The following is a 20958-nucleotide window of genomic DNA, read 5'->3' as shown; positions in this document are numbered from 1 at the left end:
TCCGAACGAATTTGATTCTCCATCAAGAATCAAGTTCGTTCGGATCTTCCTTCAATCAAACTACTTTTCTCACGTCCTTATTATTTTACGTAAAGTATTGAACGACCGTGCTTTTGTTCTTCTCTACGTTAACACGAGCATACGCGCCGTTAATAAGCGTGAGCTGAGGAGGGAGGTGGCCGCAGTCGATATCATAGATAACTGGAATATGTAAGTCTGAGGCAAGGTCATGATACACATCTTCAGCGGTGTAGGAATCAACGGGTTTATTAGCGCTGCTTCTGCCGAATAAAATACCTGAGCAGTTGTCAAACCAGCCCGCTAACTTAAGCTGAAGAAGTGAACGGCGAAGGTCAGCCGTCGTCAGTTCACAGTTATCAAAATACCAAATGACTGGATCAGCAGGAATATGTTTTTCTCGAAAAGCTTTTACGTCTCCAAAAGGAGTGCCCGCTAAGTGTCTGATCACGTCAATACATCCTCCGAGCAGACGCCCTTCGATGTGAACGTCGCTTAACTCTGTATGTTTCCAAGCGGTTTGTTCCGTTAAATGAAACACGCATGGTGACGGATTATCGTGCTGCCATTCTTTTTGATAGCAATCAGAAGAAACTTGAACCACGCTTTCTCCTTTTTTGGTCGTCAGCACCTGCTGCCACATCGCAGTCGTTGGATCCCAGTATTCTCCTCGTAAGTCCACAAAGTTGGTTCCATGAGCCGTTGCAATCCCGGTATTAAGTGTAATAGCCAGCAAAAGAACGCTGGTGTCAGAATAGCCAAGCACCCATTTTGCTGTCCATTTTGTAAAGTCGAGATGTTCAAGAGTTTCAATCAGCAGTTCGCCTCCCCAAGGAGGAATAATAATATCAATAATGTTTTCATCTTCTATCATGGCTTGAAGCTCATTCGCACGTTTTTTAGGAGAAGCGGACTTTGCTTTGTGCTGCGTCCAAACGGTTTCTCCCGGTATAACAGAAAAGCCTTTTTCCTTCATTCGTTCACACGATAAAGAAAACATGGAATGAAGAGCTTGAGGTACACCAGAAGAAGGTGCGGTTACGCCGATGGTAGGGTTAGATGTAAGAAAAGGATAGGTAATCATAGCGGCCTCCTTCAAAGGTTTTAGCTTATTTTACCAGCGAGGGAAATACTGAACAAGCTTATTTTTTATTTAATTTAAGAGTGTTGATAGGTTTTATAAAAGAAATTCGTATTAATAGATGTAAAAGCAAGCGGAAAGGAGCAATGTCATGGAAGATGACTGGATTGTTGCATGTATAACGAGAAAAAAAGAAAAAGGATTAGAGCTGTTAATCGATCAGTACGGAGGATTAATTACCTCTATTGTACGCAAGCATTTAAGCACGTTAAAAAGCTACGAAGAAGAGTGTGTAAACGACGTGTTATTAGCGGTATGGCACCATATTCACCGCTTTGATTCGGAGAAAAACACGTTTAAAAATTGGGTTGCAGCTGTTGCTAAGTACAAAGCCATTGACTATCAGCGCAAATACATAAAAACGCAGCATGAATCCCTTAGCGAAGCGGAATTTGATGAAAAAGCAGAAGGTAGCGTCCAAGCAGGCGACGTGGAAGAACTTTTAGGTCACTTAAATGAAGGAGACCGCGAGCTGTTTAAAGCGTATTACTTACAAGAAATTGAGCTTAAACAAATTGCTCAAAAGCAGCAGACCACGATCAGCAATTTATATAACCGGCTGTCGCGCGGACGAAAAAAATTAAAAGCGATTTTCAAATAAGAAATAAGGAGGGACAAAGATGAAAAATCAATATGACTTATTAAATGGATCTTCTGTAGATTTTGATGAATATGAAGAAATTGAGCTAACGGCAAGCGAGAAAAAGCGAATGAAAAAACGCTTAAAGCGTGACATAAAGCCGACTCGAAAAAAAGCGCGTCCGCTGATCGCCGCTGCGGTGCTGCTGCTTGCTGTGACACCTGTAATGATGCAAAACGAAACGGTATGGGCATCGGCTGTGCGAATCAGTCAGCAAATTGGCCAGCAAATCGAGCTGCTTATGAACAAGCCTGAAGGCAGCTTGAGCAGCTATAAAAAAACGGTAAATGAAACGGCAACGGATCAAGGCATTCAAGTAAAAGTAAATGAGCTGATGCTTGATGACAGACAGGTGCTCCTTGGGTTGACGATTAGCGCAGATGAATTTAGAAGAACCGCACTAGGGCTTCACCGAGACGCGCCAATTCGACCGGGAGAGCTGCGCGTGAAAATTGGAAACATGTCGTTTTTTGATTCGGCTTCAAGTATTAGAGAGGAACCAATCAAAAACAAAGACGGAAGCTGGAACTATCTGTACGCTTTAAAACTAACGCAAGCGGACACGAACGGAGACGGGAAAATCGATGTGGAAGGCTACAATGTGCTAGATCATATTGATCCGAATAAAAACTATCAAATCAGCGCTCAGTTCACGAGCCTTGATTTTGAAAAGAATCCTGCTCAGACGAAAAGTGGGAACTACCGAGATTCTTACGGGGAGATTAAAGGAAATTGGACCGTGCATACAAGCGTAAACGGCTCAAAAATTATTGCTGACACAAAAGTGTATCCGTTAAATAAAGAAATTCCGATTAATGAAAAAGGAATAGAAGGCTTATTGTCTATTAAAGAAGTTCGCGTATCGCCTGTTTCGATTAAAATGCACTATACGTTTACAGCTTCAAAAGGAAGCATTCGAAACGGAACGAACGTGGGCGTAAAAATAAAAGACCAAAATGGAAGAGATCTTTCTGAAAGCGGCAGTGGAGGAGGAACAGACAGAGTGCTAGAAATAGACGAAGAGTACCGAAACGACAAAGGGGTGGTTATGCTTCGATTTGTTCCGTATGTAAGTGATTGCGAAAATGACAGTTCAAAAGATTTAACCTCGGACGCCTTTAATTTGAAGGTAAATAACAAATAACAAAATAAAAACCAGATGCCTGCTTAGCGGGCATCTGGTTTTTATTAGATATCCATTTTATTTAACAAGCGAAGAAACGTCTGTAATTCTTCATCCGTAAAATGGCTAAGCTTTTCACCATATTCTTTAGTGAGTACTTTTTCCATTTCTTCTGCAAACGCTTTTCCTTTATCCGTAATGGATAAGTAGACAACGCGGCGGTCTTTTTGACTGCGTACGCGCGTGACAAATTCTCTTTCCATGAGACGGTCGCTGACGCACGTCATGCTGCTGTTTGAGATGTGCATATGCTCTGCAATCTCAGAAACGATATGATTGCCTTCTTTATACAGCAGGCGAAGCGCTAAAAATTCATTTAAAGGAATATATGATTTTAAAGTGGGGATAACCGATAGCTGCATTTTTTTCGTTTGGTTTCGCATCGTGGAAACCACATTTTGGATAAGTTGATCTCGTGTATTCATAGAGGTTGTATGCTCCTTTTTCCGTTCAAACAATTCTTTTTCTTTTCTATTGTACCATATTGTTCATAAAGAGAAGAGGCAGGTTTTTTAGAGAAAAAAAGAGAAGTAGTACATATCTGTTGCGATAGAAAGGGGCTTGAGTGATGGAAAAGGTAATTGAGTTTAAAACGACGCTGCTTCCTTTTGATGGAGCAAAGAAGCTTTTGAACGCAAATAATTCGGAAAGTGACTTATTATACAAGGAATATTATGATCTAGGAGACGGTAAGCAGATGTGCACGCTTGTGTTTGAACGCTATTTTTTCCGCACCGGCGGCAGAGGATCACTAACGATTATTTTAGAAAATGTGTCGGGTCCAAACAAAGTTAAGTGTATTCCTTCAGGAAGCGCAGAAGGGATATTAAATATTGACTGGGGAGCAAGCAAAGATTTTGTACGATGGGTAGAAAACGCACTGTCTGCTTATACGTTAGAAGAACCGCAAAGATAAAGGCAAAGCTGGAGAAGGCAATAAGCTTCTTCAGCTTTTTTGTGAAGGAAATGACGAGTAGAGAAATGAAAAGATGCAAAAGCTACTGTAGAAATAAGAACTTTATGTGGACAATAAGCATTTTTTCTCTTTTTACCGGATAAATGAGTATAATATGAAATTGCAGGAAGACTTCACATTTACATAACAAAGGAGAACGTAATGAAAAAACTCAGCATCGTATTATTCGTTTTAATGATAGCTATAGTAGGCTGTTCAAAAGGAAATGATTCAAGTTCCAAAGAAGTAAAAGGAACGATTGAAGTACCGGAATCAATTCAAGCAAATGAACAAGTCAAACTTAAAGTCCTTGTGACGCAAGGAGATAAAAAAGTGGAAAACGCGGATGACGTGCAGTTCCAAGTTGAAAAAGAAGGCTACATCAATCAAGAAATGACAAAAGCACCGCACGAAGGAAAAGGTGTATACAGCACGGACTATACGTTTAAAGAAGACGGCGAATATATGATTACCGCTCACGTTACGGTAGACGGTGACATGAAAATGTTTACGAAAAAAGTAGAGATAGGCAAGTCTAAAGAGTAAAGCATACAGATGAAGAAGGGGCTTATATAGCCATAAAAAAGAGAATGTCACGCGCATTCTCTTTTTTTAATAAGGTCGTTTTTTCAATGTTTTTTACCGTTAAAACGAAATGGTCCAATTTTTTAATCATTTCTTTTCCTACTAGACACCAAACTAAATATTGAGAAAATATGTTAAAATTAGGATAATAACAGTAATCTTGTTCAACTAACGGGACAGTAAAGTTGAACAAAACCTTTTTTCTAAAAAAGAATATTCTCTTTCCTTCCGTAATTAACAATGAAGGAAATTTAGTATAGGGGATGAAAAGAATGAATCATTTTCTGAATCGGATTGCCAAAGACTTAACTAATACGAACTTAGAAAGGTATTGGCCAAATTTCGAACTTGTTGCTTATGCATTGTACGATAAAAACAGTGTATTCCTGTTCAATCATCCTAGATATAATCAAGTTCCTCCTAAAACATATAAAATTTTAAAATGGGACGAGCAGTTTGTGGGAAATACGCTTATTCTATTTGATGGCTATCCTACTGCTATTGCTGATATGGAATTGTACGATGACTATGAAGGACTTTTTTCAATATTGGTCCACGAATTATTCCACGGAAATCAGTATATAAAAGAGGAAAAACGCTTCCCTGATGAAATGCTGGGAATAACCTATCCCTTAACAAAAGAGAATGTAGAAATTCGAAATCGGGAAAGAAAAAATCTTTATAATGCATTGTTAGAAACTGATATCAGTAAAAAGAAAAAGTATTTAAAGAAGTTTATCGGCCTAAGGGAAAAAAGGGCAGAAGGAATAAAAGAGCATCTAACATATGAAAATTTAATTGAATCTGTTGAAGGACCTGCCTGGTACGTTGAAATAAAGGCTTTTTCAGAAAAATCCTCGCTCGCTAATGATTTGATTTTAAAAAAATATGGAAAAAATCTAATAGACGTGGTTGAACCCACTTCCAATATAAGACGGAGCTGTTATAGTTCAGGCTTATTTATGTGTTTGTTGCTGGATGAATTGTCACCTGATTGGAAGGAAAGTTTTTTGGATACTAATGCAACACTATTTGACTTGATTAAACGTCTTAATATTGCCGCTGGAAAAAAGGCAATTGAAGATGTTCAAATAAGCCATGAAACAGAAGCAGCAGTAAATTTTGCTGTTGAATCAAGGAAGAAAGAACTTGATGAATTCGAAGAACAGATAGGAACCCATCTTTTTATCGAAGGAGAAATCATTGCTTTATCTTTTGATCCGATGAATATTGTCCCTTTGGAGGGCAGGTTATTACATAAAAATTATATAAAAGTAAGGATAAATAACCAAGAATACCTTGTCCAACAACCATCTCTTACCTATTGTGCAGAAGGATTAAAAAATATAAATAAATTACTCGTCGTATTAAAGGATAAACCATTGGAAACTGGTGATTCACTTTTAATCACGGGTATCGGAGAAATAAAGGGGCAGTATGCAATAGAGGGAGATACGATCAATTTGGTTGTTAAATAGATTGTAAGGGCGCATTTTATAGGAAGCAAGGTCCCTTACATAATAAAGAAAGCTCGCAAACCTCTATTGCGAGTTTTCTTTTGGGTTCCTACGATATAGCAACAATATTTACGAAAACAGCTTTTTTAAGAAGAACGCTTTAATCTACGTAATTGGATAACTCAATTAAATTGTAATCAGGATCTCTAATATAAACAGAAACAATAGGGCCTACAGCACCTGTTCGTTTGACCGGTTCTTCTTCGATTTCTACATCATGTTTTTGTAAATAACTAATTACGCTTTCAATTTTTTCTTTTGTGATAAAACATAAATCAGCAGAGCCGGGAAGAGGGTGCTTTGCTTTTGGCTCAAATTCATGGCCTGCTTGATGTAAGTTTATTTTTTGTTCACCAAAACGAAGCCCTATTCTTCCTTCTCCGAACGTTTCTTTTTGCATGCCGAAAATAACCGTATAAAAGTGAGTCGTTTTTTCAATGTCTTTTACCGTTAGCACAAAATGATCCAACTTTTTAATCATTTCGTTTCCTCCTCACAATGTAAACTTTCTTTCTCTGACGGTAGGGTAAGTACTGGGTGAGATCTGAGAGGTTTTTCTATAAATAAGTATATCATTTGTAAGGTGGAGGATAGCCAAAGACAGCTTTATGTCCATTTCTAGTTCAAAAGAGCGTTTTATAAATAGTCTGTTTTCTAAAATATTATGGTTTTACATAATACATTAAAGAATTATGGAATTTTATGTTAATATTAGAGAGATTATGTTTAAAGGGCAGTTATACAGAATACAAGGTTATTAAATTTTATACACGAAAGTGCCATTTATTTGAGTGTTTTCGCCTTGGAAGTTTGTTGATTAGAGGTGTTGAAAATTTAAATACATATTAAGAAAGGAGATGCCCATATGTCTATGGGGATTATTTCTTTAATCACTTTTGTTATCTGGTTTGTAGCAATTCAAGAGTTTTTAAAACCTGAAAAGAATCAGAGTAACCGAAAAATAATGATGTTAACATCCGCAGGCTCCTTGCTGACGCTAGTTCTGACCATTTCTCTTTTTCAAACACTATAAAAATACCTCAACAAGCAATTTTTCCTCGGCTATCAGAAGCGTAATGTAGGCAGTCCTGGGTTCTTCTGTGGGTGTATAATTTGATTTTCTGAAAAACGATGGTAAAGGGGGAGTAGAGATTGTGAAGAAGAACTACACATTAATCTTTTGTTTCCTATTTTTGTCATCAATGATAGGCGGGCTGGCGTTAAAAGATGCGTCTTCCTATTCAATGATGATTGGAAGCGGGTTAGGGCTCATCTTTCTTTTTTGCTCCGCTTATTCTGCAGAAAAAAAGAAAAAGAAGCTTGTGAACTGATGGTTCGCAGGCTTCTTTTTTTCATGCAGTAGGCTAGTTTTATACGACTGACAATCTTATTTATAAACGCTGGACGGGATTTTAAACGTATGAATGCCGTTAGAATAAGGGCCGTACTCATACTCACCAAATATAATGGCAATTCCGCTACTTGTGTAGTAAAACTGATCTTCTTTTAAATTTACAGACTTAAACTCATTAACCCAGAATTGAGCACCTTTTTTATTACGAGCAATCATTTCATTGCGAATATAGTTATTAACTTTATTTAACTTAGTATTATTGTTAATAACATCTTTTAAATTAATTTGTCGAGCTTTTAACAAATCGTAATTGTACGTATCAATCCAAGCGTTGCCGTGAGCGCCGCCAGCGTACGCATCATTCGTAATAGCAACACTTAAAATATTATCTTGGTTGTAAGGTACAGAGTATGTCATATTACGAGAATAAGGACCTGGTGCCCAGCCGTTTTTGCGGTCTTCCTTTTCTTGTTCTTTTAGCTCGTTGTGTTCTTTTTGTGCTTCTTTCGCAATGTTTAAAAACTTTCGATTATAGCTAGCCTCAAATGGTTTATTGATAAGGCCGGATACCTGGGGATAGCTAATGTTGCTTGCTAAAGATTTCTTCGTAACCGTTACTCCTAGTGCTTGAATTTTGTCACTAGGCGCTTTTTCATACTTAATACTTGATGACTTTTGAGCATAGGTACCCTTTGATACTCCATAAAGACCACCAAATTTGCTAGACTCAGAATACACGCGGAATACTTGCCCTTTTGTCACTTTTCTAGCTGCTACTAACTTGTTGTTTTCGATGTTGTAAAGATTCGTGTTCTTTAAAACGGTAACGCGTCCTATTTGCCCTTTAACCAGTTCCTGATTCCCCCACACGACTTTTGCTTCTGAAACTGTTTGCGGAGCAAGCGGTGAGAATAACAAAGCCAAACCTAAAACAACTGCGCTAACTCTTTTGAACCTTTTCATAAAAGCCCCCTAAAGTGATTTTTGTAGGTTTTAAAGCTAATCGATACTTTATTTTCAAAAAAAACCCATTCACCAGTATAGCATATTTTTACAGCTTTTTACTTTTATCAATTCGTTTTTACTAAATTATTTTTCGACTTGATTCCTCTTATTAAATGATTAAATAAAATAGACCGGCGCACTTTATGCCTTTAGTAGAAATAAGAAAAAACACAGTATTTTACCCTGGACTAAAAAAGTTTCCTGTGGTAAACTTTCGGTATCATGACAAGTAAAAACTGAAAATTTTAAATAAATTATGTTGACATGTTCATTTTTCTGCACCAGCAGAATACCCTATTAAAAATCAACGAGCATATTTTTTTACCTTAAAAGTTGGTCTGATGAAAAAAACATAACCTTAGGTAAAAAATGAGAAGGGACGAAAAATAGATGGCTAGTGTAAATAATTATCCATTGTCTACATTTACGACAGGTGAAACGGTACAGCTAGAGCGAATCGAAATCGAAGGTGCCTTAAAGCGACGCTTGTTAGATTTAGGATTTATTCCAGGAGCAATTATCAAAGTGCTTCAAAAAAGCCCGTTAGGAGATCCTGTTGCTTATCAAGTCAGTCATACAACAATTGGTCTCAGAAAAGAAGAAAGCTCAAAAATTTATGTAAAAAAAGTAGGTGACGATGATGAGTAAGTATCGTATTGCATTAGCAGGAAATCCGAACACAGGAAAAAGTACGTTATTTAATAGCTTGACCGGTCTTAAGCAGCACACGGGAAACTGGACGGGAAAAACGGTAGCCAAAGCAGAAGGGACGTTTGAACATCACCAGCAGCTCTACACAATCGTCGATTTGCCTGGAACATATTCACTGTATTCAAACTCGGCAGATGAAGAAGTAGCGCGTGACTATATTTTATTTGAAAGACCTGACGTTACGGTTGTGGTGGTCGATGCAACGGCGATGGAACGAAATCTTAATTTAGCGCTGCAAGTGATGGAAATGACTGAAAACGTCGTGATCTGTGTGAACTTAATGGATGAAGCAAAGAAAAAAGGAATTGTGATTAATGAAAAAAAGCTGGCTGAATCGTTAGGCGTACCGGTTGTACCTATATCAGCACGTAATAAAAAAGGGATTACAAATTTGCTAGATGCAATTGAAGGAGTCGTGCGAGGGCAGGTAAAGCTTAATCCTTACCAGGTGCAGTACACAAAAGAAATTGAAGCGTCATTAAAGGAGCTAGAACCTCAAGTCGCTTCTATTGTGGGAAATCAATTTCCTCTGCGCTGGATTGCTTTACGGGTTCTTGATGGAGACACGTCATTTTTAGAAACGATTCAGCAGCGTCAGCAGCAAGATATCAGTCACACAGAAAGGAGGAACAGCGCATATGGGAAATCCGTTAACTCCTGAAAACTCATTAGCGATGGAACAGCTAACGCGCTATGCGCAGCAGGCAAAAGAAAAAGATCATCGTTCAAATATGGTCGCAAGCATTTACAAGTCTTCACAGCAAATATGTAAAAAATCAGTTGTGTACGAAGACCGCTCAAAGCTTCAGCGCACAGAAAAGCTAGATAAAGTCTTTACCTCGCCAATTTGGGGCTTTCCGATTATGCTTGGTATTTTATCGGTTATCTTTTATATCACCATAGCCGGCGCAAATGTTCCTTCCGGATTAATCGCACAAGGTTTTGGCTGGGCGGAAGGGTATTTAACAGCTTTCTTTCAAGCAATGCACGCGCCAGAATGGCTGCACGGAATTCTTGTATTAGGGCTGTTTCGCGGCACAGGGTGGGTTATTAGCGTCATGCTGCCACCGATGGCTATCTTTTTCCCTGTTTTTGCGCTTTTAGAAAACTACGGCTACTTGCCTCGCGTAGCGTTTAATATGGATCGTTTGTTCAAACGAGCAGGCGCACACGGCAAGCAGTCACTGACAATGGCGATGGGATTTGGATGTAACGCCGCAGCGATTATGTCGACTCGTATTATTGAATCGCCGCGTGAACGCATGATGGCGATTTTAACAAATAATTTTGTTCCGTGTAACGGCAGATGGCCTACGCTGATTTTATTAGCTTCTTTATTTATGGCGACCGGCTTTACAGGAAGCGCTAAAACCTTTGTAACGGCGCTTGTGGTAGTCGGAACAGTGTTATTTGGAATTGTGGTGACTCTGTTCGTATCGTGGGCACTGTCTAAAACGGCACTGCGCGGGGTTCCAACTCACTATACGCTAGAGCTTCCGCCTTACCGCAAGCCGAAATTTGTTGATACAATTGTGCGCGCGACGCTGGATAAATCGCTGTACGTGTTAAAACGCGCGATTATCGTAGCCGCACCCGCAGCGGTGTTAACGTGGGTACTGGCCAACATCTATATCGGTGATACGAGTATTTTAATGCATTTTGTTCAGTTTCTTGATCCGTTTGCTAAATCGCTAGGACTAGACGGTTATATATTAGCTGCTTTTATCATTGGCTTGCCGGCTAATGAAATTGTCGTACCAGTTTTACTGATGGCGTATTTATCAACGGGTTCATTAATTGAAATTGAAGATGCGACTCGACTCAAACAAATTTTCCTTGATCACCACTGGACGTGGCTAACGGCCCTTAACATGATGTTGTTTTCGCTTCTGCATTTTCCGTGCGGAACGACGCTTGTGAACATTTATAAAGAAACCAAAAATGCAAAGTGGACGTTTCTTGCTTTTGCAATACCAACAGTGATTGCGATTGGCGTTACGTTTACGGTTGCTCAAGTGGTAAAAGCGTTTAACCTTATTTAAATATGAAATAAAAGTGCAGGGCTTTGAAAAGAGCCCTGTATTTTTTATGAGTAGTCAATGAGATAGTATAATAATAGGGTGAACTTGATTGCTATTTGTTAGGTTAAATGGTAATTTGTATGATGTAGATTCATTTCATGTATAAGATAAATTAATAGATAAAACGTGCAGATAGATTGCTAAAAGGGGACTGACTGTGGGGTTATTTTTCAGCAAAACAAATTCAAAAAAAGCTAATAAGTATCAAACAAGGCTATATTCTTGCTTCACCATTCTCATCATAGTGAATGTGATCAACAGCTGGTTTCTCGATTGGTTTTGGCTTTATATGACCACAAGCAGTATCCTTGTTATACTAGTGGTATTCCTGCTCAAAACACCTAAACGCGATTCTAATGAAGAGTGGAAACAGCTAGAAATAGACAAAGACAAGGCTTTTGAAAACAAAGTCAATCTTTTGATTCGAAATGGCAGAAGAGACGTTGATGTTATTAAATACATACGGAAAGAAAAAAATCTTGGTTTGCTTCCTGCGAAGCAGTATTTTGATCGTATTAAAGCGTCAAGTGAATAATAAAAAACGACCTCTGGTAAGACGAGGTCGTTTTTAGTTACAGGCAGATGGAACCCTGCGATGTCTCATGTAAGATTAAAATAAGTCCAAAATAGCTAGTAAAAGGAGAGAAGGATATGCTTATACTTTATGATGAGCTGTACGGAAAATTTGAAGCAGACGGCGTTCTTTTAGAACTCATTCAAAGTGATCCCGTACAGCGTTTAAAAGGAATTTACCAAGGCGGAGCGAGCCGGTTTGTAAATGAAAACTGGAATACTACTCGATATGATCATTCCGTTGGTGCGATGATGCTTGTACATAGACTCGGAGGCTCTTTGGAAGAGCAAATAGCGGCTTTATTACATGACGTTTCACATACGGCATTTTCTCATGTGATTGACTATGTTTTGGAACAAAAAGAAGAAAATTATCATGAAATGATTTACGAACAAATTGTGACCCAGTCGTCTATTCCTCATATTTTAAAGAGCGCCGGTTTAAACTGGCGAGATATCTTACTTGATGAAAGCCAGTGGACGCTGCTCGAACAGAAAGCTCCGCACTTATGCGCTGATCGCGTTGATTATACGCTGCGGGATTTGTACGTATGCGGGGAGATTACTTTACAAGAAGTGCATGCGTTTTTGGATCAGCTTGTCGTATTTAATGGACAAATGGCATGCAGTAATTTATCAGCGGCAGAGTGGTTTGTGGATGCTTACTACAAAGAAGTGATTGGCTTTTTTATGAATCCGCTTAATATGTTTGGAAATTATCAGCTGACGAAAATTATCAAGCTCGCTTTGCAAAAAGATATTTTATCCATAGAAGATTTTTTAAAACAGGATGACGATGTGGTTCGGTTGCTGAAAAATGCTGGAGACATCAGCATTGAAGGGATGTTATCGGCTCTTTTTAACAGCAAAGTACAAAAAGGAACAGCGTCTTGTCATGATGTTCACCAAACGACAAAAATGCGCTGGGTTGATCCTCTTGTTATTGGTTCAGATGGGGCGACTCCTGTATCTCAGTTATCACTTACCGCTAAAAGAGTAATAGAACAAGCAAAACAAAGGATAGAAAAAGGAGTATATCTCAACATTCAGGCTCCGTTATAAAGAGAATCATTACATAAAGAAAGGGATGCATAATAACGTGCATCCCTTTCTCTCATAAGAAGTTTTATAGACCTCTAAGGAAGCCTTCTCTTAACGAACTTCATCACGCTTCGCGTTTAACTCTTTAATCGTTTCACCTTCAACTAACACAGGCTGATAGTAGGTTTCGGTTGGCAACTCTTTTTTGCCCTGCAGCTTTTTAATAATCCAGTCAGCCGCGTCGTGTCCCATTTGTTCCTGCGGATGGGTTAACGTTGTTAAATTAATCGTCGCATTTTTAGCGATGTATGAATTGTCTTGACCAATAATTGACAACTTGTCCGGAATGGAAATGCCAAGCTGCCTGCATACATTTACAACTTCTAATCCGACTTCATCGTTATAGCAGACAAGGGCCGTCATTTCATCTTGATTTTCAGTGAGAAACGTTTTTAAATTAGCGTACAAATCGAGCTTTGTTTCGGTATTAAAAGACAAAATTTGCTCAGGCTGAAAGCGGAGCTTTGCTTCACCGAGCGCTTTTATGTAGCCTTTCATTCGATACTTTCCTTGAAGGTCATCCATTTTTGCGATGAGCCCAATTTGTGTATGTCCTTTTGAAATTAATTCGTTTGTGGCAAGGTAACTTGACTGAACGTCGTCTAGACAAAAAAACGGAACGTCCAATTCTTCGTAGTAAGCGTTAATCATTGTAAACGGAACGTCTTGTTCTTTGAATGATAAATAATACGAGATGTTTGGATTGTACAAATTACTTTTTGTAGGCTCAACAATTAAGCCGTCTACTCCGTAGGAAAGCATCATTTCCAACGCTTTTTTTTCTTGTTCCACATCATTATTCGTACTCGCCAGCAGCAGCGAATAATTATCTTTATTTAATCTGCTTTCAATTCCGCGAATAATAGAAGGGAAGATATAGTCGGAAATATACGTGGTAATAACGCCGATCGTTTTGTTTGCAGAAGCCCCGGTCGCTTTGGATTGATACTGATTGCTTACATAGGTGCCAGATCCTTTTTCGCTTCTTAAAAATCCTTCATTAGACAGCTCTAAAATGGCTTTTCGAACCGTATGTCTGCTGACACCATACGTTTCTTGCATGACCGATTCAGTCGGGATTTGTTCGCCGATGCTGTAATCGCCTGAAAGAATTTTGCTTTTTATATCCTCAATAATCACCTGATATTTTGGCTTCATGTTTTCACTTCTTTCGTAGTTGTATACATTCAACTTTTTTTATGTGTAAAATTTGTATGGACATATTTTATCATGAACGTGAATAAATGAAAAGATTTCCTTGGTTTTTAATCGAAAGGAGAATGATTTAAGGGTTGGATACCGACTTTTTAAAAGTTCAATAAGGGAAGAGTAGGGTGTTTTGGATATTTGTGTGCATATATAATTTTTATATTGACAAATGTACGTACAAATAAATATACTTAAGTTGTTAACAAATTCAAACAGCGTTACATAAAACGGAAAGCGCTTCCTTACTGCTATAGGTATCTTTATAGCTATCAGAAAGGAGATTAAACGTGAAAACAGCTCAAGAAAGCATAAAACAAGCAATTGCGAAAGGGAAAACGTCCCTTGGAATTGAACTTGGATCTACTCGTATTAAAGCAGTGCTGATTGATGAAAACTTTGAAACGATCGCATCTGGAAGTTATGAATGGGAAAATCTTTTGGAAGACGGTTTTTGGACGTACAACTTACTCGATATTATTACAGGTCTGCAAAGTGCTTACCGTGAAATGAAGCAAGAAGTGGAACGAAGCTACGGGATCACGATTCGAACAGTTGGCTCCATCGGCGTTTCAGCTATGATGCACGGATATATGGCGTTTGATAAAACGGGTGAGCTGCTAGTTCCGTTTCGAACGTGGCGTAATGCAACAACAAGCACAGCAGCAAAAGAATTAACTGAACATTTCCAATTTAATATTCCTGAACGATGGAGCATTGCGCATCTGTATCAGGCAATCATCAATCAAGAAAAACATCTGCCGCGCATTGACTACATGACAACGCTAGCCGGCTATATTCACTGGCTGCTGACGGGCAGTAAATCGCTTGGAATTGGAGATGCTTCGGGGATGTTTCCGATTGATGAACGCACGCAAAATTACAGTGAAGCTATGATTAAGCAGTTTGATGAGCTCATTTCTCATAGAGGATATCCGTGGAAACTAACAGATATTCTGCCTGCAGTTCATACTTCAGGCGAGCAAGCAGGTACATTAACAGCGATAGGAGCTAGCATTTTAGATCAATCAAAAAATTTGCAGCCGGGCATTCCATTTTGTCCTCCAGAAGGAGATGCAGGAACAGGAATGGTGGCGACAAACAGCGTGAGAAAACGCACGGGAAATGTTTCAGTAGGAACGTCCGTTTTTGCGATGATTGTATTAGATAAAAAGCTTTCAAACGTTTATCCGGAAATTGATTTGGTTACCACGCCAAACGGCAGTCCAGTTGGAATGGTTCATGCGAATAACTGCTCAAGCGACTTAAACGCCTGGCTCGGATTGTTTCGTGAATTTTCGGAGGCGATGGGGCAAAAAGTAGAGTCGGATAAATTGTTCGAAGTGATGTTAAATAAAGCGCTAGAAGCTGATCCTGATGGAGGGGGATTGCTTAGCTACGGCTATTTCTCAGGTGAAAATATTACCGGAGTAGAAAGTGGACGTCCGTTATTTGTCCGTTCAGCAAAAAGCAATTTTAATCTAGCAAACTTTATGCGAACGCATCTTTTTACAGCTTTTGGTGCTTTGAAAATAGGAATGGATCTTTTAGTCAAAGAAGAAAACGTAATGATTCACAGTATTTTAGCGCACGGAGGGTTATTTAAAACGCCGGTAGTTGGCCAGAAAATGATGGCAGCGGCAATTAATACCCCGGTTTCCGTCATGGACACAGCAGGAGAAGGAGGCGCGTGGGGAATGGCTATTCTTTCTTCTTATATGCTCAATAAAAGTGAGAATGAAAGTTTAGAAGATTTCTTGGATGATAAAGTCTTTAAAGAAGTGACCGCACAAGAAATTTATCCTGACGAACTCGATGTAAAAGGATTTGAAGCATTTATTAAAAGATATAAAAAAGGGCTAGTGATTGAAAAAGCAGCTGCAGAGCACCACAGCGAAGAACGGGAGGAGTTAGTGTGCTAGATAAATTAAAAGAAGAAGTATTTCAAGCAAACGTCGATTTGCCAAAACACGGACTGGTCAAGTACACGTGGGGAAATGTAAGTGCAATTGATCGAGACCGCGGTTTGTTTGTGATTAAACCAAGCGGCGTTACGTATGAAAAAATGACAGCCAAAGACATGGTAGTCGTTGATTTAGATGGCCACGTGGTAGAAGGTGAGCTTAATCCGTCATCTGATACGCTGACACATGCCGTACTCTATAAACATTACCCGCAAATTGGCGGTATTGCCCATACGCATTCAACGTGGGCGACCATTTGGGCTCAAGCAGGACTTGATGTGCAGGCAATGGGAACGACTCATGCCGATACCTTTTATGGTTCCGTACCGTGCGCGCGCTTTTTGACAGAAAAAGAAGTGAATGACGGATATGAAGTGGAAACGGGCAAGGTAATCATTGAAACATTTGAAGAGCGCGGCTTAGATGTGCTAGCGGTTCCTGGTATTTTACTTCAAGGACACGGGCCGTTTACGTGGGGGAAAGATGCCAAATCGGCGGTAATGAACAGCGTCGTACTAGACGAAGTATCAAAAATGAACTTCTTTACTCAAAAATTAAACGGGCTGGCTGAAGAGCTGCCGCAGCGTATATTAGACAAACATTATTTACGAAAACACGGACAAAACGCGTATTACGGGCAAGGACAGTAAAAGACTTACATAGAGAAAAGGGGATTATCATGTTAAAAACGACTCAAAAAGAATTTTGGTTTATTGTTGGTTCACAGCATCTTTACGGAAAAGAAGCGCTAGCAGAAGTAAAAGCACACGCGCAAGCGATGACTGATGCTTTAAATGAAAGCGGTATCTTGCCTTATCCGATTGTTCTGCAAGATTTAGCTGTGAGTGCTGATACGATTACAAGCATGATGAAAGAAGTGAATTACCGAGATGAAGTTGCCGGCGTAATCACGTGGATGCATACGTTCTCGCCTGCAAAAATGTGGATTCGAGGCACCAAGTTACTACAAAAACCGCTGCTTCATTTAGCAACACAATTTAACGAAAGCATTCCTTGGGAAACGATTGATATGGATTTTATGAACTTGAATCAGTCTGCTCACGGTGATCGTGAATACGGCTTTATCAACGCGCGTTTAAAGAAACAAAATAAAATTGTAGTAGGCTACTGGGAGCGCCCCGAAGTACAGCAGCAAATTGCACAATGGATGGATGTAGCCGCTGCTTATAACGAAAGCTTCAACATCAAAGTCGCGCGTTTCGGCGACAATATGCGCAACGTCGGAGTAACGGAAGGAGATAAAATTGAAGCGCAAATTCAATTTGGCTGGACGGTTGACTACTTTGGAATCGGTGACCTTGTTCAATATGTAAATGCCGTTACGGAAGAAGAAATCAATGATTTATTTACTGAATATGCAGACGCGTACGAATTTGTCTACGGTGACTATTCTGTAGAAGACTGGGAGTCTAGCGTAAAAGTACAGGCAAGCTATGAAATTGCGATTAAACGTTTTCTAGATGAAGGCGGCTACAGCGCTTTTACGACTAACTTTGAAGATCTATACGGTATGAAACAGCTTCCTGGTCTAGCCGTACAGCGCTTGATGGCACAAGGATACGGCTTTGCTGGTGAAGGAGACTGGAAAACAGCGGCGCTTGACCGCCTGCTCAAAGTAATGAGCCATAATCAGTCAACGGGCTTTATGGAAGACTACACGTATGAATTGGCTCCCGGACGTGAGTCTGTGCTTCAATCACACATGCTTGAAGTAGATCCAACGCTAGCGGTAAACAAACCAAAACTAATCGTTTCGCCGCTAGGTATCGGTAACCGCGAAGACCCGGCTCGCTTAGTGTTTGACGGTAAACAAGGAGAAGGCGTAGTGGTTTCCATGGCGGACTTCGGCACGCATTACAAGCTGTTAATTAACGAAGTATCGGCATTTGAGCCGGAAGTTCCAGCTCCAAATCTTCCGGTAGCGCGCGTGCTTTGGAACATTAAGCCGAACTTTCAAGACGGCGTTAAAGCGTGGATTGAAAACGGAGGAGGCCATCATACGGTTCTTTCATTAAATTTAACGACGGATCAAATCGTGAGCTATGCAAAGCTTGTTGATCTAGAGTACGTCATTATTAAGTAAGCATCACTACTTCCGAGGGAGCGCTGCTTCCTTGGAAGTGAAAATATAGCGTTAGTAAAAGAACGCCGTTTTTAGAAATAAATGAAAGCGTTTTAAATTTGTGTGATAGGAAGCAAAACTAAGACAATACAAAGGGGATATATAATCATGAGTAAAGTATCAAGTAAGTTTATCTTCTTCTTCGGCTCATTTGCCGGTATTTTATTCGGTTATGATATTGGGATTATTGCTGGTGCAGAAGGTCATATCCGTGAAGCGTTTCATTTAAGTCCGCTCTGGCTGGGGATTGTGGTTTCGTCGCTAATGGGAGGAGCAATTATCGGTTCCATTTTAAGCGGGTTATTAGGCGATAAGTTTGGACGAAGAAAGTTAATTTTAATTTCGTCTATCATCTTTCTTTTAGGCTCCATCGGTTCAGCGATTGCACCAGAGGAAATTACGTTAACGATTGCGCGCGTCTTTTTAGGTACAGCAGTAGGAACGGCTTCTTCTTTAGTTCCTGCCTATATGTCAGAAATCGCACCTGCTAATATTCGCGGGAAGCTTTCAGGTTTAAATCAGCTAATGATTGTAATTGGATTATTATTAAGCTATATCGTAGCCTTTATTTTTGAGCCGGTTCCAAACAGCTGGCGACTCATGCTTGGCAGCGCCGGTGTTTTTGCGATCGTCTTATGCATCGGTATGATTAAGCTTCCAGAGTCACCTCGCTACTTAATTAAAAACGGAATGGCAGATAAAGCGCGTGAAGTGCTGCGCACGCTTCGCCGGTCAACAGCTGAAGTGGAAGCTGAAGTGTCTGAAATTGAAAGCGTAGCTGTGCATGAAAAATCAGGCATTAAACAGCTGTTTCAGAAAAAGTTTCGTTTAGCTTTAATTATCGGTGTCGGAATGGCAACTTTTCAGCAGATTCAAGGCTCAAACTCAATTGTTTATTATGCAACAAGCATTGCTCGTCAAGTTGGTTTAGCCCCGCAGGTAGCTGCTGGTTTTACGGTCATTGTTGGGGTAATCTTCGTTGTGACAACACTTATTTTTCTGCAGTTTGTTGATAGATTCAACCGCCGTACCATTCTTACGATTGGCGGCGCGGGTATGGCTCTTTCATTTTTCACACCGGCTATTCTAGGAGCATTAGGTGTTAATGAAGTCGTCGTTAACTGGGTTACGTTAATTGCTCTTTGTTGCTTTATCCTTTGCTATGCGTTTTCATGGGCGCCGCTTACGTGGATCATTGTAGGAGAAATTTTCCCGCTTTCTGTACGCGGAATCGGTGCTGGGATTTCATCTGCTTTTAACTGGACAGGATCGCTGGCAGTGGGGCTTGTGTTTCCTATTTTAGCTGATCAGTTTAGCTTGGGCATTATCTTTTCAACGTTCGGGATCATTTGTATTCTCGGATTATTCTTCATACGTTTTGTAGTTGTTGAAACAAAAGGACGTAGCCTAGAGCAAATTGAAACGGACATGGCAGCTCGTTCTGCAAGGAAGTCTTTAAGTCCGGTTGAGCGTAATAAGTACGTTTGATTATGGTGAACGCTCTACTTGTAAGAACCCTTTGCTATCTCAGCAAGGGGTTCTTTTTTAGATTAGGAGGATTCTAGCTTTTATGTTGCCCTATCAGTGCTTAACAAAATGAAAGGATAGATAGGCTATGGAAACTAATTTAAATGTGCGTTCTGCTTACAAGAAGGTAGTGACCTTCATCAACAAATTCTCATATAAATAAGTAAGCTTGTTTACTTTTAACTGAATTTATTTAGTAATAGGGGGATTAACTAGTTGATGAATTTGACGCTTCATGAACGTTCTGAAAAGTTATTAAAGCAAAGAATTAAACAATTAAATCCGAGAGATCCATTTAACTTTGTTTTTATGGGTGACAGCAGAGGTGACGGACCAAACGATAATTGTTTCACGATGAGCGGTGAATTTGAGCTTGTATTAAAAAAGGCGGTGGAATTGGACCCGCTGTTTATTATTCATGGGGGAGACACCGTCTATACAGGGAAAAAAGAGTACTTGGAGCACTTTGTTAAGGTTGTTGAAAAAATCGCACCAAACATTCCTATGTTTGTATGCGTAGGGAATCATGATGAACTGTACCTTGATGAAAGCAATCTCGAAAACTTCAGAGCTACTATCGGAAAAGTACACTGAATCATTGATATTCCTATCTTCAACTTCCGGTGCATCGCATTAAATAATGTCATCAGTCCCAAGAATAAAATATATGGATTTACAGATAAAGAGCTTAATTATTTAGAGCAGCAGCTAGAGGATGCTCCTCGTAATACCGTTGTAGCCATGCATGCGCAGCCAAATATTGGCCGGTGGTCAAACCTTGAAGGGTTTCCTGTAACGACTCCTCAAAGTCAGCAATTTTTTGACTTGCACCGCGTGAAAAAAGTGCTCGTTAGCCACGTGCATGCATATGACGAACAGTTTATTAGAAAAAATAGAAACGGGACGTTTACGCTTGGAAGAGGCACTGATTTTGTATTGTCAGGAGGCGCCGGTGCTCCCCTTGATTTTGAGCTGCCTTTAATTTTAAATAATTATAATTTTACGGAGTTTTTTGTAAGCAGATACGACATTTTAGGTCCTCTTCTTTGGAAGGATTTTGGACGACCTCGAAGAAATTGTTTGTAAAAACAAGAAAGTAGAAAGCTAGGTTTAGCCAAAAGCGTGCCCGTGATTCACAGCCAGACTTTTGGAAGATTATGCATAATGTTTAAAGAAACCTTGTAGCAGAAGGCTAAGTCAAACGTTATAATAGATAATGAATGATGATATATTCTCTATATTTGTCATATATTT

Annotated in this window: 23 protein-coding genes; 18 read left to right on the top strand and 5 right to left on the bottom strand. The window is 39.5% G+C overall.

Features of this window, described 5'->3' with window-relative positions; genetic code table 11:
- Positions 1 to 85 precede the first annotated feature (85 nt).
- Positions 86 to 1102 carry a S66 family peptidase gene (locus ACN6NE_RS01935; protein WP_474324247.1) on the bottom strand — a complete coding sequence of 339 codons (1017 nt, stop codon included), beginning with the start codon at positions 1100 to 1102 and terminating at the stop codon, positions 86 to 88.
- A gap of 148 nt (positions 1103 to 1250) precedes the next feature.
- On the opposite strand from ACN6NE_RS01935, the gene ACN6NE_RS01930 reads away from it, so the two are divergent.
- Both ACN6NE_RS01930 and ACN6NE_RS01925 read left to right on the top strand, forming a co-directional pair.
- Positions 1251 to 1760 (top strand): sigma-70 family RNA polymerase sigma factor, encoded by a 510-nt coding sequence (locus tag ACN6NE_RS01930; RefSeq protein ID WP_129703344.1) that lies wholly within the window; start codon positions 1251 to 1253, stop codon positions 1758 to 1760.
- 19 nt (positions 1761 to 1779) lie between these two features.
- Positions 1780 to 2943, top strand: a complete 1164-nt coding sequence (locus ACN6NE_RS01925) for a DUF4179 domain-containing protein (protein WP_129703342.1) — start codon at positions 1780 to 1782, stop codon at positions 2941 to 2943.
- A 44-nt stretch (positions 2944 to 2987) separates the two neighbouring features.
- On the opposite strand, the gene ACN6NE_RS01920 is transcribed toward ACN6NE_RS01925, so the two are convergent.
- The gene (locus ACN6NE_RS01920; protein ID WP_016765035.1) at positions 2988 to 3407 is read right to left on the bottom strand and encodes a MarR family winged helix-turn-helix transcriptional regulator; all 420 of its coding nucleotides are present in this window, start codon (positions 3405 to 3407) and stop codon (positions 2988 to 2990) included.
- 143 nt (positions 3408 to 3550) lie between these two features.
- On the opposite strand from ACN6NE_RS01920, the gene ACN6NE_RS01915 reads away from it, so the two are divergent.
- The 3 genes from ACN6NE_RS01915 (at position 3551) to ACN6NE_RS01905 (ending at position 6000) form a co-directional block, all read left to right on the top strand.
- On the top strand, positions 3551 to 3898 hold the full coding sequence (locus ACN6NE_RS01915) for a DUF6054 family protein (RefSeq protein ID WP_129703340.1): 348 nt from the start codon (positions 3551 to 3553) through the stop codon (positions 3896 to 3898).
- 201 nt (positions 3899 to 4099) lie between these two features.
- Positions 4100 to 4483: a FixH family protein gene (locus ACN6NE_RS01910; protein WP_043981069.1), complete on the top strand. Its 384-nt coding sequence runs from the start codon at positions 4100 to 4102 to the stop codon at positions 4481 to 4483.
- 311 nt (positions 4484 to 4794) lie between these two features.
- Positions 4795 to 6000: a hypothetical protein gene (locus ACN6NE_RS01905; RefSeq protein WP_474324244.1), complete on the top strand. Its 1206-nt coding sequence runs from the start codon at positions 4795 to 4797 to the stop codon at positions 5998 to 6000.
- A 139-nt stretch (positions 6001 to 6139) separates the two neighbouring features.
- On the opposite strand, the gene ACN6NE_RS01900 is transcribed toward ACN6NE_RS01905, so the two are convergent.
- On the bottom strand, positions 6140 to 6520 hold the full coding sequence (locus ACN6NE_RS01900) for a VOC family protein (protein WP_129703336.1): 381 nt from the start codon (positions 6518 to 6520) through the stop codon (positions 6140 to 6142).
- A gap of 384 nt (positions 6521 to 6904) precedes the next feature.
- Here ACN6NE_RS01900 and ACN6NE_RS01895 point away from each other — a divergent pair, with 384 nt between their 5' ends.
- Together ACN6NE_RS01895 and ACN6NE_RS01890 are read left to right on the top strand one after the other, a co-directional pair.
- Positions 6905 to 7072, top strand: a complete 168-nt coding sequence (locus ACN6NE_RS01895; protein ID WP_164796049.1) for a hypothetical protein — start codon at positions 6905 to 6907, stop codon at positions 7070 to 7072.
- A 121-nt stretch (positions 7073 to 7193) separates the two neighbouring features.
- Positions 7194 to 7370: a hypothetical protein gene (locus tag ACN6NE_RS01890; RefSeq protein WP_165351630.1), complete on the top strand. Its 177-nt coding sequence runs from the start codon at positions 7194 to 7196 to the stop codon at positions 7368 to 7370.
- A 56-nt stretch (positions 7371 to 7426) separates the two neighbouring features.
- Here ACN6NE_RS01890 and ACN6NE_RS01885 read toward each other — a convergent pair whose 3' ends face one another.
- Positions 7427 to 8356 (bottom strand): DUF3298 and DUF4163 domain-containing protein, encoded by a 930-nt coding sequence (locus tag ACN6NE_RS01885; protein WP_129703334.1) that lies wholly within the window; start codon positions 8354 to 8356, stop codon positions 7427 to 7429.
- Between the two features lie 432 nt (positions 8357 to 8788).
- Here ACN6NE_RS01885 and ACN6NE_RS01880 point away from each other — a divergent pair, with 432 nt between their 5' ends.
- From ACN6NE_RS01880 to ACN6NE_RS01860, 5 genes are all read left to right on the top strand, one after another.
- Positions 8789 to 9046 carry a FeoA family protein gene (locus ACN6NE_RS01880; RefSeq protein WP_013084241.1) on the top strand — a complete coding sequence of 86 codons (258 nt, stop codon included), beginning with the start codon at positions 8789 to 8791 and terminating at the stop codon, positions 9044 to 9046.
- Positions 9039 to 9770 (top strand): FeoB small GTPase domain-containing protein, encoded by a 732-nt coding sequence (locus ACN6NE_RS01875; protein ID WP_013084240.1) that lies wholly within the window; start codon positions 9039 to 9041, stop codon positions 9768 to 9770. The genes ACN6NE_RS01880 and ACN6NE_RS01875 overlap by 8 nt, the downstream gene beginning before the upstream one ends.
- A 13-nt stretch (positions 9771 to 9783) precedes the next feature.
- Positions 9784 to 11151 (top strand): ferrous iron transporter B, encoded by a 1368-nt coding sequence (locus ACN6NE_RS01870; RefSeq protein WP_165351638.1) that lies wholly within the window; start codon positions 9784 to 9786, stop codon positions 11149 to 11151.
- 196 nt (positions 11152 to 11347) lie between these two features.
- A complete protein-coding gene (locus ACN6NE_RS01865; RefSeq protein ID WP_129703330.1) occupies positions 11348 to 11725 on the top strand; it encodes a hypothetical protein in 378 nt (125 codons plus the stop codon).
- A 116-nt stretch (positions 11726 to 11841) separates the two neighbouring features.
- A complete protein-coding gene (locus ACN6NE_RS01860; protein ID WP_474324241.1) occupies positions 11842 to 12825 on the top strand; it encodes an HD domain-containing protein in 984 nt (327 codons plus the stop codon).
- Positions 12826 to 12915: 90 nt separating this feature from the next.
- On the opposite strand, the gene ACN6NE_RS01855 is transcribed toward ACN6NE_RS01860, so the two are convergent.
- Positions 12916 to 14022, bottom strand: coding sequence for a GntR family transcriptional regulator (locus ACN6NE_RS01855; protein WP_129703325.1), 1107 nt, complete (start codon positions 14020 to 14022; stop codon positions 12916 to 12918).
- Between the two features lie 338 nt (positions 14023 to 14360).
- Here ACN6NE_RS01855 and ACN6NE_RS01850 point away from each other — a divergent pair, with 338 nt between their 5' ends.
- From ACN6NE_RS01850 to ACN6NE_RS01825, 6 genes are all read left to right on the top strand, one after another.
- On the top strand, positions 14361 to 15992 hold the full coding sequence (locus tag ACN6NE_RS01850) for a xylulokinase (protein ID WP_474324238.1): 1632 nt from the start codon (positions 14361 to 14363) through the stop codon (positions 15990 to 15992).
- Positions 15986 to 16684, top strand: a complete 699-nt coding sequence (locus ACN6NE_RS01845) for an L-ribulose-5-phosphate 4-epimerase (RefSeq protein WP_474324236.1) — start codon at positions 15986 to 15988, stop codon at positions 16682 to 16684. Before ACN6NE_RS01850 ends, ACN6NE_RS01845 begins: the two co-directional genes overlap by 7 nt.
- Before the next feature lie 29 nt (positions 16685 to 16713).
- The gene (gene araA / locus ACN6NE_RS01840; RefSeq protein ID WP_129703320.1) at positions 16714 to 18138 is read left to right on the top strand and encodes an L-arabinose isomerase; all 1425 of its coding nucleotides are present in this window, start codon (positions 16714 to 16716) and stop codon (positions 18136 to 18138) included.
- Between the two features lie 147 nt (positions 18139 to 18285).
- Positions 18286 to 19665: a sugar porter family MFS transporter gene (locus tag ACN6NE_RS01835; RefSeq protein ID WP_129703317.1), complete on the top strand. Its 1380-nt coding sequence runs from the start codon at positions 18286 to 18288 to the stop codon at positions 19663 to 19665.
- A gap of 258 nt (positions 19666 to 19923) precedes the next feature.
- A complete protein-coding gene (locus tag ACN6NE_RS01830) occupies positions 19924 to 20298 on the top strand; it encodes a metallophosphoesterase (protein WP_474324327.1) in 375 nt (124 codons plus the stop codon).
- A 147-nt stretch (positions 20299 to 20445) separates the two neighbouring features.
- Complete coding sequence (locus tag ACN6NE_RS01825; protein WP_474324234.1) at positions 20446 to 20790, top strand: hypothetical protein; 345 nt, start codon at positions 20446 to 20448, stop codon at positions 20788 to 20790.
- Positions 20791 to 20958: the final 168 nt, after the last annotated feature.

It is taken from the genome of Priestia sp. 53B2, from assembly GCF_056099005.1.
The sequence above is the reverse complement of the archived record's forward strand: the minus strand, read 5'-3'. Positions and strand labels throughout refer to the sequence as shown.